Consider the following 13,116-nt stretch of genomic DNA (forward strand, 5'->3'; position numbering starts at 1 on the left):
CCCGCTGGTCGCGCTGCTGCGCGCAGGGCGATTCCGCCTTCGGCACCCGCTCCCGCTGGTCGCGCTGCTGCGCGCAGGGCGATTCCGCCTTCGGCACCCGCTCCCGTTGGTCGCGATTCAGCCTGAGCGGGGATATCTATCATTCCGACCGCAGCGAGACGCTCTTTGTCTCGCGTAGTGGAGGAACCTGCGGTTCTTCGCTCGATCGAAACGCTGCCAACTGTTCTCTTCCCACCCAAGCGGAGCTTGGATGGGGCACCCTCATCCTCGCTTCGCCGGGTGCCCCACGTCTCGACTTTGAGACGTGGGTTCGCAGCGTCCCGGCGGAGACAGGAAAATAGAACCCGCGCACATATTCAGAAAAGCAGCGAATCCCGCAGGCCTGCACGCTCATCTGGAAAGGATCTACGCAAAAATGCGTAACACGTTAAGGAGTTCTATGAAGACAGGCCTGCTGGCTCTTACGATTGTTGCTCTTGGATCTTTTTCCAGTCTGCATGCGCAGAATGCCGCGCCCGACACCGGGCCCATCACCATCGTGGACCACGTCGACATCAAGCCGGATGCCTACCTGCCTGGAGCTGAAGAGAAAGCGGCAGCGCTCTTCCGTGCGGAGGAAGCCGCGTCCCGCAAGGATGCGGGCATCGTTTCCTACGAGATTTACCAGCAGCTCGACGCGACGAACCACTTCACCTTTGTCGAGACCTGGCGCAGCCTGAGAGACTACCAGCGCCACGAAGGCTCCGACCACACCGTTGCCTTCCGCAAGCAGATCGAGCCGGTGCTGGGTGGTCCGTTCGATGCGCGGCTCCATAAGGCCTGGAAGTAGGGACTGGCCGTCCAGGCCATTCGCCTTCGGCACGCAGGTTCCTCCACTCCGCTACGCTTCGGTCGGAATGACAACAGGAGAGGAGAGCGGGGTTAGGGTATACCCCACTCAAGCCAGCCCCAGGCTTGAATGGGCCACCGTTTGGGTGCCTGCAGCCCCACGTCTCGCACAGAACGAGACGTGGGGCACCCGCCTCTTGCTTTACACCACGCGGTGCAGCGTGCGCGACCAGCGTGTGTTCTGGAAGAACGTGAGCGCGGTGTGGACGAAGTCCTGGAGCCGGGCGCCGATGCCGGTGATCTCGTCTTCCTGCTCCGGCATGTCATAGGACCAGTACACGAACATCGGCCGCCCGAGGATGTTTTCCTTCGGCACGAAGCCCCAGTAACGGCTGTCGAGGCTGTCCTCGCGGTTGTCGCCCATGGCGAAATACTTGCCCTCGGGAACGACGAGGTCGCCACTCTGGATGCGGGTAGGCAGCTCCGCCGCCCATTGCTCCGTCACCCCCATCGCCTCATCCGCGGGCACGCGCGGAAAATCGTCGACATACGGCTGAAAGGGGGCGCGGTCGTCTTTGTAGACATAGGGCTCCGTCTGCGCCTTGCCGTTGAGGTAGACCGTGCCGTTCTCGAGATGGATGTGGTCGCCGGGGATACCGATCACGCGCTTCACGAGCGGGGATTTCGTCTCATTCGGCTTGATGAAGACGATGATGTCGCCGCGACGGATCGGGCGATAATGCACCAGCGGCATCCACTTCGCGGGCTTCGCGAAGGTCGTCCGGTCGACGACGACGTGGTCGCCGATGAGGATCGTATTCAGCATCGATCCGCTCGGAATGATGTAATTCTGAAAAACGAAGCTGAAGGCGAACAACGCCACCACGATCATCACGCAATATCCGGCGAAGCCCTCAAGCGCCGTTTCGCCGCTCTTTTCCTGTTCCTGCGTCAACGATTTCCTCTCCTTGCCCTGCCCGGATCTAGTCCAAGGCTATCCGGACGGCTGCCGCTTCGTCTTCGATAGACCGCCGCGACCGTCCTTCCGTCACCGGGGCCCCTGCTAAGATAGAGTACTGGAGCGTTTCGCGCGCGCCTGCCCATAGCCTGGTCATGGCCGCGCATTCCGGGGCACTCTTCTTTCGGCCGCACAGGCGGCCACCGCCGGAATCGCCCCGCCGGGCTTCCCATCGCCATCGAAGGGAAGCTCAAATATCCAGGATTTTGGTTTAGGAGCGATTTTTTATGGCGATTCCCGCCACTCAGATGCGTCCCGGCATGATCATCAAGCACAACAACGAGCTGCATGCCGTTTTCTCGGTCGAGCACCGCACGCCCGGCAACCTGCGCGCCTTCATCCAGGCCAAGCTGCGCAACCTGCGCACTGGCGCCATGTTCGAGCACCGCTTCCGTTCGCCTGATCCGATCGATCGCGTCATCGTCGACGAAATCGACATGGAGTTCCTCTACAACGACGGCGACGACTACTACTTCATGGACACGACGAACTACGAGCAGACCCACCTGAAGCGCGACACGCTGGGGGATGCCGTCGAGTACCTGACGCCGAACCTCCAGATCACCGTCTCGTTCTTCGACGGCGTGGCCGTCGGCATCGAGCTGCCGCAGGTCGTCGAGCTGACCGTGGTCGAGACGGAGCCGGGCCTGAAGTCGGCCACCGCTTCGTCGGTGACCAAGCCGGCCAAGATGGAAACCGGCCTCGTCGTGCAGGTGCCGCCCTTCATCAACGAAGGTGAGAAGATCCGCATCGACACCGCCGAAGGCGCATACATGAGCCGCGCGTAAATCCGGCTTTTCGTCCCGGAACGGCGCAGCTTCGGCTGCGCCGTTTTTATTCTTCTTTATCGTGACGGCAGATACACACAACCCTGGCCTTGCCGTGCTATTGTGCCGGGCATGAAAGTGCAAGAGATCTTTCGCCGCCTCTATCGAGTGGACAACTGGCTCTTCTATGCCGGCCTGCTGCTGCTTGGGGCCGGGATGTTTTCCGAGCTGGTGTACCAGTCCAGGGTCAATCGCACGCTCTTTTTCGACCCGGTATCGATTACCGGGATGCGTATCGCTATTCTCGGACTCTGGATCGCGCTCATCGCCGGTCTGCTGCGCATTGTGCTCTGGTTCACCGGGCGGACGATCCGCTAGCGTTCGCTCTGCGCGTTCGCGAGAGCCGCAGTCGAGGGGGTCCATTTTTGCGCCCCGACTCTGCCCCTGCGCTATCCCTGCACGATCCCTGAGCAGACATAAGCAAAACTTTCGTACCAGCCCCGACAGGCGTCGCGGATCATTCCGCGCCATTTTGCTTTGCGCCGTCCCTACAATCATCGCCAGCATGAACCGGCGAGACCTGCAGGCATTGGCGAATCTCCGCATTTACGAGGCCCAGGCGCTCTATCGCGCCAGGCAGTACAGCGGGGCCTATTACCTGGCGGGATATGCGGTGGAGTGCGCATTGAAGGCGTGCATCGCAAGAAGGGTGAGACGCTACGATTTCCCGGATAAGCGCATCGCCTTCGAGTCCCATACTCACGACCTGCAAAAGCTCGCGACAATCGCCGGTATCCGGACCGAACTGCAAACCGTCGCAGCAGAAGATCCAGCCCTTGCCCGTAACTGGACCACAACCCAGTCCTGGTCCGAGGAGAGCCGCTATCGCGTCATCCCGCGCATGGATTGCCGCACCCTGCTCGATGCCATAATGAACGAGGAACATGGAGTGTTGCCATGGATTATCCAGCGCTGGTGAACATCGAATTCGACAAGGGCGGTGCCGTACTTTCGGCTCTCGAAGCTGCCGAGATTCCTGTCACCGTCGCATTGTGGGTACAGTTTCCCGAATATTCCGATTGGCGCCTGGTCCTTGCTGCAAAGAAACTTGACCCTCTGGATACCGGCGACGCGTACGGCAGGATCCTTGAAGCGCTCCGCGCGGCAGGGTTCACACCCTGGAACACTCCAGGGCTGTACTTTATGAGAACCACCGATCCATTTATCCGCGCTCTGCGCAAATCCTATCGCCACGTCAACCTTATGGCAGGGTCACACCTTGGCGGGCAGACCTGGGGCGATCGCTACGTGATCGACGCCTACGCCTGCAGGATCGCCTGACGGCAAGGCAAGAGCGCGTCCCGCTCCACGCGCGGTGGCCTTGCTTCGTGACCGGGGATTTGAAACACTAACCCCGCATCGCATGGTCCGCCATTATCTCGTCAAAGGACGCGTCCAGGGGGTCGGCTTTCGCTGGTTTGTCCACCGCGAAGCCGCGGAACTCGCCCTGCACGGCTGGGTCCGCAACACCGAAGACGGCCACGTCGAAGTCGTCGCCTCCGGCTCTGCCGATCAGCTCGCGGCGCTCGACCAGACGCTGCACAAGGGCTCGCGCGGCAGCCGCGTCGATGCCGTTGTCATCCACGAACTCGACGAGAGCGAGGCCGCGAAGCTCGGCCCCTTTCAGATTGAAGGCGCCTGGTAGCGGCGCCGCCCATCCACTCAAGACCGAATTAAAGGAGCAATACCACCAATGTCCCACCGGCCCATTGATTGCGAGCCTCTGAAGGAACTCGTCCGCACCGTGCCCGACTTTCCCAAGCCCGGCATCCTCTTCTACGACATCACCACGCTGCTCAAGGACAAGGCCGGTTTCGCCGAGATGATCGATGCGCTCGCCGCGCACTACATCGGCAAGGATATCGATCTCGTCCTCGGCATCGAAGCACGCGGCTTCATCTTCGGACCCGCGCTGGCTTATCGCCTCAATGCGGGCTTTGTGCCCGTCCGCAAGCCGCGCAAGCTGCCTGCGGAAGTGGCGCGCGTCACCTATGACCTCGAGTACGGCAGCGATACGCTCGAGATCCACGTCGATGCGATCGAGCCCGGGCAGAAGGTAGTCATCGTCGATGACCTGCTCGCCACCGGCGGCACCATGGAAGCCACGGTCAAGCTGGTTCGCCAGCTCGGCGGCCACATTGCCGGCCTCGGCTTCGCGGTCGAGCTCGACTTCCTCAAGGGCCGCGAGAAGTTTTCCGACCTCGACGTCTTCAGCCTGCTCCACTACAACGAGTAGCGACGCAAGATATACGGGCATAGATAGATATCTGTAACTGTTACAGACACAAAAAGAGCGACCCCGACCGGGGCCGCTCTTTTTCTTGCTTCCGCTGGAGCTACGCCGGGACTAGACCGCCGCGGAGCGGCCGCCGCGCAGGAAGTGGAAGATGATCGAGATCACAGCGAAGATCAGCAGCAGGTGAATGAGAAAACCTGCCGTGTGGAACACCACGAAACCGCCAATCCACGCCAGGAACAGTACCAATGCCAGAATCAGAAACATATCGGTTGTCCTCGCTTTGCTTGTAGCTTCTGCCAACGAGAACATAGATGGAGAATGCGGCATTTAGGTTATCCGGAGCCGGTTATGCCTTTGGTCCACGCAGAATCCGCGTATGCGGCTCGCGGGTCTTTCGTGCGATCCGCATCGTCTTCCTGATGTTCGGCAGCACACTCTTCAGCACAGCTGCTGCCGAGGATTTTGTCTGATAGCTTCAGAACGAAAGAGAGTTCTGCATGCCGCGTGCCTCGATGTTGCGCTCGCTCCTTTACTTCGCGGGGCTTCTTCTCGTTCTTCCTTTCGGAATCACCCGGGCCGCGCACGCGCAGGTCATGCCGACACGCAACTGGCAGCGCGCCCTGGCGCAGGCGCGCAGCATGCTCCCCGGCACGAGCAACGACGGCGTGCCGTATCACCTTCACTACGACCTGCATTTCCGCGGACCGCATGACAGCGACCGCATCGGCACCTACGACATCTACGTCGACCCGCATCGCTTCCGCCGCACGGATATCGACTCCGGGGATTTTCATGAAACCTTCGTGGAGAACGTCCAGGACAACTCGGCATCCTGGCGCTCCATTACCGGCGAGATGCCTCTCGGCATCTACGATTTCGAAAGCATTCTTCGCGACCCGTCTCCGGCCATCTTCGCCATCGATCACAGCGAGAGCCCAAAGCCGCCTGTCGTCCGCCAGCAGATCCTCGAAGGATCTCCCTATGACTGCGCCGACGATGGAGAGATGGCGCGCGTCTGCTTCGATCCCTTCACCCGCGTCTTTGCCATCGCCCAGATTCTTAACCAGAGCTTCGTCTACTCCGACTGGATTCCCATGAACGGGGCGCAGAGGAACCGGCGCGCGATCCCTTCCCTCATCCGCATATACGACGGCAAGACGCTGCTGTTGACCGCGAACGGCAAGGTGGAGAAGTTCCAGCAGTTCGCGCCGTTGTTCTTCGTGCGGACGAGCCCCCAGCAGAAGGATCCCGTGGAGCTTCGCCCTGTCGTGCGCTTTGGGGATTTCAAGGCCGTTCCCTGGTACGGCAATGCGGCCGTGCGCATCACGGTGAACGCGGAAGGCAAGGTGGAGCACGCCGACGTGGTCGACATCGACAACCACAAGATCGAACACGCGGCGGTGAAGTTCATCCGCGACCTTCGCTTCCGCCCGGCCAGCGAGGTTCCCGACGCGCCCGCGACCTTCACGACCCTGTTTTATCTGCGCTATCTGCCTCGAGCGGGGATGTCTCTTCCGTAGCCAGCGGATGCAAGATGAGTTCGTCTTCCGGCTTCAGGTAGCCCTTGCGGCGAAACCAGCTTTCCATGGCCGCGTGCAGCGCATCGAGCGGCACCTTGAGGCCGGCTTCAAGCAGGCCGTCGTCTATGGGGAGCGTGTCCTCTAAGGCCGCGCAGGCCGGAGATTCCCGCTGGGCAGAACTTCCGGCCCCACTCTCGCTCCGGCATTCCATCCAATTTTCGATCCAGACCACCGGACAGGCATGCCGCTCTCCGGACGCATCTACCCACTCCACGCGCAGTTTACGCAGGAACATGGAATCCCCGTCGCGCCCGCAGGCGCAGGTTCTTGGCAACCTCTTCTCAACACAAAGGCTCCACGCGGAGGCGTGGAGCGCGGTCGGTGCTTACGGCAACGGCTGCGCGTCGTCCTCGGTCGGAATCAGCGCAGGAAGCTTGCTGGTGTGTCCAGCCTCGTGCAGCACGGCGTCCAAGTGCCCCAGCACCTCGTCCACCGTCATGGTGTACATCTCGCGGCCATTGTCATAGCCGGTTTCGATGGCCTGCTTCAGATAGCGGCCGGCGATCTGCACCGCCAGGGCGTCGGTGATCACCTTACCCGTCCGCTTCTTTTGCTCCACCCATGCCGTACACGGCATGGCCATCCAGACGGAGCGCCCATTTACGTCGAAGCGTACGTCCACAGCATCGGCATGGCGGGTGGCAATTGCCACCACGTTGGCCGTCCAGCGGCAATGCAAAGACTCGCCGCTCCACGTATCGGTCACCTGGAAGTCTTCGTACATAGCACCACCAGCCTAATGGCACCCGTAGCGCCCTGCAAGGTCAAGCGTCACCTTCGCCCGGGAAAATTCGATCCTGCCTTGAAGCTGCACCAAAACCCTAAACGGGTGCGTCATTTTCTTTGGAAGCAGAACAAATCTTTTGCGCAAGTCTGCGTCCAAAACGTTGTCATATAAGTAACCCCGGCCAACGCCGGATCCCCTGAAGGAGCCTTGCGCTGTGAATCACTCCGACCTCACCCCCTCCACCAAGAACCCAAACCGCATGTACGAGGAGAAGCTCCTGCACCAGAAGCAGCTGCTCGAGTCCACGATGCGCGCCACGGTACGCCAGGGACGGCAGACGATCGCCGAGGACATCCTCGACCCGGCCGACCAGGCCGTCTTTTCCTATGAGAAGGAGCTGCTCTTCAGCCAGGGCTCGCATGGCCATGCCCAGCTCAACCTCGTGAAGCAGGCGCTGCTGCGCCTCGAGGACGGCAGCTACGGCGAGTGCCAGCACTGCGGCGAAACCATCGGCAGCAAGCGCCTGGAGGCGGTGCCATGGGTGCGTTCCTGCATCACCTGCCAGGAGAAGATCGAGCGCGGCGAGATGGACGACTCGGTCCGGGCGGCCTAGGACGGGCTCAGGGCTCAGATAGAGCACCAAGCTCGACGGTGGCCCATTCAAGCCCGGTTTTGGCTCGAGTGGGGAAGCACAAACTCCGAAGCAGATGTCATTCCGACCGAAGCGAACAAAGTGAGCGGAGTGGAGGAACCTGCAGTTCTTCGCAGGATCGGAGAGAACCGCAGGTTCCTCCACTGCGCGGCCTACGGCCGCTCCGGTCGGAATGACAACCCATAACGTGAAGAGCAAGTAGCAGATGCTTGGGGCAACGTTCGAGCTTCGCGGCCCAGGCTGGCCTGGGCATGCGTGGGAGGCCTGCGGGGGCCATCCGGAAAGGGCGGCGTTTTACTGCGCTCTGAGCCCGGAAAGCTGAGCCTTGTATGAGCCCTGTATTTGACCCGCCACCCCTCGAATCCTTACTCTCGAAAGAGAACATTCAGAGGATAGCCATGCAGATCACCGTGCTCGATCTCGAACGGGAGCCGCTAGAATTCGACCTCGCGTTGCCTCCCGGCGCCATCCAGTACGGCGAGGAAGTCGCCCAGACGGGTGACCTTGCCGTAAAGGGACGCGCCGACGTCATCGAGGAGCATCGCGGTCCGCGCGACATCGTCTCCGACATCCGCCTCCGCGCCAGCTACAAGGGCAAGGTCGAAATCGGCTGCGCCCGATGTCTCGAACCGGTTCCGCATGCCGTTTCGGGCGAGTTTGACCTGATCTTCCGCCCTATCGACGCAGAGAAAGACGGTGGCGAACACGCCATCTCGGCATCAGAGACCGAAATCGGTTATTATCAGGGTGGCGGTCTTTCGCTGGAAGACGTGTTGCGGGAGCAGGTGCTTCTTTCCCTCCCCGTTCGAACACTCTGCCGCGAGGACTGCAAAGGACTTTGCCCGCACTGCGGCCGAGATCTGAACTCCGAATCCTGCACCTGCGAAGCGGCTTTGTCCGATCCACGGTGGTCGGCGCTCTCGGACTTGCGCAGCCGGATAAAATCATAGTGTTTACGGTCCTTCGCACCGGCCGGCTGCCTTAAGGCGCCTGAAACAGCGAGGGATACCGCGAAAGGAATCTGCAATGCCTAATCCAAAGCGGCGTCATTCCAAGGCCCGCACTGCAAAGCGTCGCGCGCATGATGCGCTGACCGCAACCGGCATCTCCGAGTGCCCCAGCTGCCACGAGCGCAAGCTCCCTCATCGCGCCTGCCCGAAGTGCGGCACCTACAAGGGTCGCGATGTCCTGGAAGTCAAGGAAGCCAACTAACTGCCGCATTCGATGCTGATTGACATCGCTCTCGATGCCATGGGTTCGGATAAGTCTCCCGAACCCGAACTCCGCGGAGCGATTCTCGCCTGCCGTCAGCTGCCCGTCCGTGTCCACCTGGTTGGGCCGCAGGATATCCTGCGGCGCGGCTTGAAGGACATGCTTGGCCGCGAACGCCTGCCGATCGAAATCGTCCATGCCAGCGAGCATATCGCCATGGACGACAAGGCCGCGCATGCTGTCCGCACCAAGAAGGACAGCAGCATGCGCGTAGGGCTGAAGCTCGTCCGCGAGAAAAAGGTCGCCGGATTCTTTACTGCCGGCAACACCGGCGCTGCCATGGCCACTGCAAAGATGGTCCTGGGCGCGCTCCCGGGCGTCGATCGCCCGGCGCTGGCGCTCATCGTCCCCACGATGTCCGGCTCCCCCGCCATTCTTCTCGACGTAGGCGCGAATGTCGACTGCAAGCCGCAGAATCTGGAGCAGTTCGCCGTCATGGGCGAACTTTACGCGCGCAGTGTGCTCAAGATCAGCCGTCCCCGCGTCGGCGTGCTTTCGGTTGGCGAAGAAGAAGGCAAGGGCAACGACCTCACGCGTGAGGCCTACGCCCTGATCAAGCAGCTTCCTCTCAATTTCATCGGAAACGTCGAAGGCCGCGATATCTATAACGGCAACTGCGACGTGATCGTCTGCGACGGCTTTGTCGGCAACGTGGCCCTTAAGACCTCCGAAGGCCTCACCCGGCTTGTCCGCGAGATGCTCAAGGCCTCGCTGACCTCGACGGTGACCGCGCAGGTAGGCGCTCTGCTCTCACGCAAGGCGTTCAATGCCTTCAAGCGCCGCCTCGATCCCTCGGAGTACGGCGGAGCCCCTCTGCTGGGTGTTCGTGGCGTCTGCATCATCGGCCACGGCTCCTCGAATGACCGCGCCATCATGAATGGCGTCCGCGTCGCCGCGGAGTTTGCCCAGGCAGGCATCAATGAACGGATCGCGACGGAATTCAGCCAGCGCACACCTGAGCCCGCGACCACTGCCGATTCCCTCGGCCTGCCTCTCCAGTAAATCCCGCTTTCTCTCAAGCGCAGAAAAGCCACCGCTGAGCGGTGGCTTTTTCTGCAATTTGAATGGCCAGTCACTGGCCTCCCGAAATGCCTCAGGAGCCCTATGAGCTTCCCTGGCTTGTGCACTCGGCCCGGGCAGAACCTCTTTGGGTCGCTGCTCTCGCGGCCGGTGCGTATCTTTTGGCTCTCGCTTTTTGTTTTGCGGAGCCTGTAACGTCGCTGGCACTTACCTATTAAGCAATCGGTGTGCCAATCTTTGCATCTTTAAAAATCAACGACTTAGATCGAGGCATAGGAGGCAGAGTTCCATAATCTGGAATCCATCCTGCTTTCAGAAAATGGAAAACCATAGTCCGGGATGGATTGCGTGGGGAATGTCATATCGATTTCTGGAAATTCCCTGTCCCACAGGCGGCCTTCGACGAACCCACGTCTCAGAAGCGAGACGTGGGGCACCCGGGTGCTCCTTCTATCAAGGACAGATGCTCTTATGAGCTCGTTGCTCCCCACTCAAGCCAAAACCGGGCTTGCATGGGCCACCGTCGGGATTCTGCGAGCCCACGTCTCAGAGGCGAGATGTCGGGGCCCCCGGGATCGGAATGACAGACGTTTCGGAACTAGCTGCGGAGGGCTCGCTTGCGGCGTTCCTTCTTTCGCGCGCCGAGGAACGAGCTCATTGCGAACCAGAAGAAGATCAGGGCCAGCGCCGCGTAGGTGACAAAATGAACATGTTCATCACCGGCGTGCCAGTTCTGGCGAAGTTTCCATGCGCTCTGTACGAAGAAGAGTCCGAAGATGGCGAAGAAGACTCCGGTGATCTCGAGCCAGAGAACGCCACCGGCATGGACGAATGGTCCCCAGATGGATTCTCCGAAGCGTTTGCCTTCACGCCGGACGGTCCTGGCCGTCTCACCCGCCTGGCGGACGCGCTCTTTATAGACCGGCGCCTGTTGCTGCACATGTTGTGTTGTCTGCTGCGCCGCCTGCGAGGCGCGCTCGCGCAGCATTCCCGAAGCCACCCGCAACCCGACACCCAGCCCGCGGCCTACCCGCTCCGGTTTCATGCAAAAAGTTTAGCAGCCGCCTTTCTGATTCGAATTGCGGCCCTCTCTCATCAGAAGTAAGGTAGAGAGATATAGTAAGGTAGAGAGATATACCGTCTCCGGCCCCTGCCTCGTCGGAATTCCATCGATTCCGTTTCCAGACAGGGCGGAAAGGAAGTCAATCCGTTGAATTCAAATCTCAGGAAGCTGGTCGAAAAGCTGGGAGAAGCGATCCACGAGAGCGTCTCCGAGTCTGAATATATTGCAGGCGTCGTTTCCGACATCCGCAAGCAGGGTTTCGACGTACTCCTCATGCTTGAAGCCACCATTGGCCTCAATGAAGTGGAACAGCAACCTGCAGGCGCATCCGAGCCATCGAATGCACTGAACCAGGAAGGGAATGAGACGTTTACCGCGCAGGATTTGAGCTTCCTCAAATCCCTCCGCATTTCACTTCAGGATGACAAGGAGCCCGAAAGCCAGCTCGATTAGCGGCTGATCTCCGCCCCCGCTCCTGTGGTAGTATCCGCTCGTCCCCGTCTGGCCAAATCACTCTTGCCGTTACCATTAGAGGCCAGGGGACCAAAGAGGATGCGACCGCGTCATGAAAGATACACTCGGCGTTCTGTTAGCAGGCGGTGCTGGGGAACGGCTCTTTCCCCTCACCCGTGACCGCGCTAAACCGGCTGTGCCCTTCGGGGGCAACTACCGGATCATCGACATCACACTCTCCAACTGCATTAATTCCGGTCTGCGCCGCGTCTACATCCTGACGCAGTACAAGGCTCTCTCCCTCAATCGTCATATTCGTGAAGGCTGGACCAGCGTTGTAGCCCAGGAGCTGGGCGAGTTCATCGAAATCCTACCTCCCATGCAGCGCGTGAGCGCCAACTGGTACATGGGCACGGCCGACGCCGTTTATCAGAACATCTACTCCATCGGCGCAGAGCAGCCGAAGCACGTCCTCATCCTCTCCGGCGACCATATCTACAAGATGGACTACGGCAAGATGCTCGAGCACCATAACGCATCGGGCGCCGACGTCACCCTGGCCACGCTCCCGATCGAGCCGCACGAGGTCTCCCGCTTCGGTGTCGTCGAAGTCGAGCGTTCGGGCGAGGTCATCGGCTTCCAGGAGAAGCCCAAGAGCACGAACCTCCGCTCGCCCTTCAATCCGAACATGGTCGACGCCTCGATGGGCATCTACCTCTTCAATACGGATGTGCTGCTCCCGGCCCTGATGCAGGACGCCGAGGATCCTACCTCGAAGCATGATTTCGGGCACAATATCCTGCCCAGCATCCTCGGCAAGTACAAGATTCAGGCCTACAACTTCGTCGACGAGAACAACCAGCATGCCCTTTACTGGCGCGACGTGGGCACCCTGGACGCCTACTATGACGCCAACATGGACATCGCCTCGGTCTCGCCGATCTTCAATCTGTACGACGAGCACTGGCCGATGCGTACCCGCGTGCGCCAGTATCCGCCGGCGAAGTTCGTCTTCGGCGAGCCGGGCCGCACGGGCATGGCCGTGAACTCGATCGTCTCGGCCGGCTGCATCGTCTCGGGCGCGGTGGTGCGCAACTCCGTCCTCTCGCAGGATGTGCGCGTCAACTCCTACTCCGAGGTCGACTCGAGCATCGTCTTCTCGCACGTCAACATCGGCCGGCACTGTCGCATCCGCCGCGCCATTATCGACCGCGACGTTCACCTGCCCGAGGGCACCGTCATCGGCTACGACCAGAACGAGGACAAGAAGAACTACTTCGTCACGCCCAGCGGCCTGACGGTGGTCACCCGTGACCACTCTCTCTATGAGAGCCCGGTCCGGCCGGATTTCCTGCAGCCGAGTTAACGGGCAGCGGGAACGGGTAGTTCTGTATTGGATACTTCGGGGGCGGTTTGGCAGGAAAGACCGCCTCTGGA

20 protein-coding genes are annotated in these 13,116 nt (G+C 60.7%); 15 read left to right on the forward strand and 5 right to left on the reverse strand.

Translation table 11 applies throughout. From position 1 onward, the window contains the following. Positions 1–341, forward strand: a 341-nt coding sequence (locus QM649_RS13035) for a hypothetical protein (protein WP_415199483.1), incomplete at its 5' end; no start/stop codon positions are given. Between the two features lie 98 nt (positions 342–439). Further along, complete coding sequence (locus QM649_RS13040; RefSeq protein WP_415199484.1) at positions 440–829, forward strand: putative quinol monooxygenase; 390 nt, start codon at positions 440–442, stop codon at positions 827–829. Positions 830–1,030: 201 nt separating this feature from the next. On the opposite strand, the gene lepB is transcribed toward QM649_RS13040, so the two are convergent. Continuing rightward, on the reverse strand, positions 1,031–1,783 hold the full coding sequence (gene lepB / locus QM649_RS13045; RefSeq protein ID WP_415199485.1) for a signal peptidase I: 753 nt from the start codon (positions 1,781–1,783) through the stop codon (positions 1,031–1,033). Between the two features lie 290 nt (positions 1,784–2,073). Here lepB and efp point away from each other — a divergent pair, with 290 nt between their 5' ends. The 6 genes from efp to QM649_RS13075 all read left to right on the forward strand — a co-directional run bounded on the left by efp (position 2,074) and on the right by QM649_RS13075 (position 4,909). Next, positions 2,074–2,634 carry an elongation factor P gene (gene efp / locus QM649_RS13050; RefSeq protein ID WP_129207150.1) on the forward strand — a complete coding sequence of 187 codons (561 nt, stop codon included), beginning with the start codon at positions 2,074–2,076 and terminating at the stop codon, positions 2,632–2,634. Positions 2,635–2,745: 111 nt separating this feature from the next. After that, positions 2,746–2,991, forward strand: a complete 246-nt coding sequence (locus tag QM649_RS13055; RefSeq protein ID WP_415199486.1) for a hypothetical protein — start codon at positions 2,746–2,748, stop codon at positions 2,989–2,991. A 187-nt stretch (positions 2,992–3,178) separates the two neighbouring features. Further along, entirely contained in the window at positions 3,179–3,592 is a 414-nt protein-coding gene (locus QM649_RS13060; RefSeq protein ID WP_415199487.1) for a DNA-binding protein, read from the forward strand. After that, entirely contained in the window at positions 3,571–3,954 is a 384-nt protein-coding gene (locus QM649_RS13065) for a hypothetical protein (RefSeq protein ID WP_415199488.1), read from the forward strand. The genes QM649_RS13060 and QM649_RS13065 overlap by 22 nt, the downstream gene beginning before the upstream one ends. 82 nt (positions 3,955–4,036) lie before the next feature. Beyond that, positions 4,037–4,318 (forward strand): acylphosphatase, encoded by a 282-nt coding sequence (locus QM649_RS13070; protein WP_415199537.1) that lies wholly within the window; start codon positions 4,037–4,039, stop codon positions 4,316–4,318. Positions 4,319–4,366: 48 nt separating this feature from the next. Next, positions 4,367–4,909, forward strand: coding sequence for an adenine phosphoribosyltransferase (locus QM649_RS13075; protein ID WP_415199489.1), 543 nt, complete (start codon positions 4,367–4,369; stop codon positions 4,907–4,909). Between the two features lie 111 nt (positions 4,910–5,020). Here QM649_RS13075 and QM649_RS13080 read toward each other — a convergent pair whose 3' ends face one another. Beyond that, positions 5,021–5,176 (reverse strand): lmo0937 family membrane protein, encoded by a 156-nt coding sequence (locus tag QM649_RS13080; RefSeq protein ID WP_415199490.1) that lies wholly within the window; start codon positions 5,174–5,176, stop codon positions 5,021–5,023. Positions 5,177–5,409: 233 nt separating this feature from the next. Here QM649_RS13080 and QM649_RS13085 point away from each other — a divergent pair, with 233 nt between their 5' ends. Then, on the forward strand, positions 5,410–6,432 hold the full coding sequence (locus QM649_RS13085; protein WP_415199491.1) for an energy transducer TonB family protein: 1,023 nt from the start codon (positions 5,410–5,412) through the stop codon (positions 6,430–6,432). Here QM649_RS13085 and QM649_RS13090 read toward each other — a convergent pair. Further along, a complete protein-coding gene (locus tag QM649_RS13090; protein ID WP_415199492.1) occupies positions 6,377–6,727 on the reverse strand; it encodes a hypothetical protein in 351 nt (116 codons plus the stop codon). The genes QM649_RS13085 and QM649_RS13090 overlap by 56 nt on opposite strands. Before the next feature lie 90 nt (positions 6,728–6,817). Next, positions 6,818–7,216, reverse strand: coding sequence for a hypothetical protein (locus QM649_RS13095; protein WP_415199493.1), 399 nt, complete (start codon positions 7,214–7,216; stop codon positions 6,818–6,820). Between the two features lie 217 nt (positions 7,217–7,433). Here QM649_RS13095 and QM649_RS13100 point away from each other — a divergent pair, with 217 nt between their 5' ends. From QM649_RS13100 to plsX, 4 genes are all read left to right on the forward strand, one after another. Further along, entirely contained in the window at positions 7,434–7,832 is a 399-nt protein-coding gene (locus tag QM649_RS13100) for a TraR/DksA family transcriptional regulator (RefSeq protein ID WP_415199494.1), read from the forward strand. Between the two features lie 437 nt (positions 7,833–8,269). Beyond that, complete coding sequence (locus QM649_RS13105; protein WP_415199495.1) at positions 8,270–8,821, forward strand: YceD family protein; 552 nt, start codon at positions 8,270–8,272, stop codon at positions 8,819–8,821. Positions 8,822–8,897: 76 nt separating this feature from the next. After that, on the forward strand, positions 8,898–9,083 hold the full coding sequence (rpmF, locus tag QM649_RS13110; protein ID WP_415199496.1) for a 50S ribosomal protein L32: 186 nt from the start codon (positions 8,898–8,900) through the stop codon (positions 9,081–9,083). A gap of 12 nt (positions 9,084–9,095) precedes the next feature. Next, on the forward strand, positions 9,096–10,145 hold the full coding sequence (gene plsX, locus QM649_RS13115) for a phosphate acyltransferase PlsX (protein WP_415199497.1): 1,050 nt from the start codon (positions 9,096–9,098) through the stop codon (positions 10,143–10,145). Between the two features lie 616 nt (positions 10,146–10,761). Here the strand turns inward: plsX and QM649_RS13120 are convergent. After that, complete coding sequence (locus tag QM649_RS13120) at positions 10,762–11,208, reverse strand: hypothetical protein (protein ID WP_415199498.1); 447 nt, start codon at positions 11,206–11,208, stop codon at positions 10,762–10,764. 165 nt (positions 11,209–11,373) lie between these two features. Here QM649_RS13120 and QM649_RS13125 point away from each other — a divergent pair, with 165 nt between their 5' ends. After that, complete coding sequence (locus QM649_RS13125; protein WP_415199499.1) at positions 11,374–11,679, forward strand: hypothetical protein; 306 nt, start codon at positions 11,374–11,376, stop codon at positions 11,677–11,679. Between the two features lie 112 nt (positions 11,680–11,791). Continuing rightward, positions 11,792–13,045, forward strand: coding sequence for a glucose-1-phosphate adenylyltransferase (gene glgC, locus QM649_RS13130; protein WP_415199500.1), 1,254 nt, complete (start codon positions 11,792–11,794; stop codon positions 13,043–13,045). The last annotated feature ends 71 nt before the right edge of the window (positions 13,046–13,116 follow it).

The organism is Silvibacterium sp., assembly GCF_047605705.1.
Lineage (GTDB): Bacteria > Acidobacteriota > Terriglobia > Terriglobales > Acidobacteriaceae > Silvibacterium.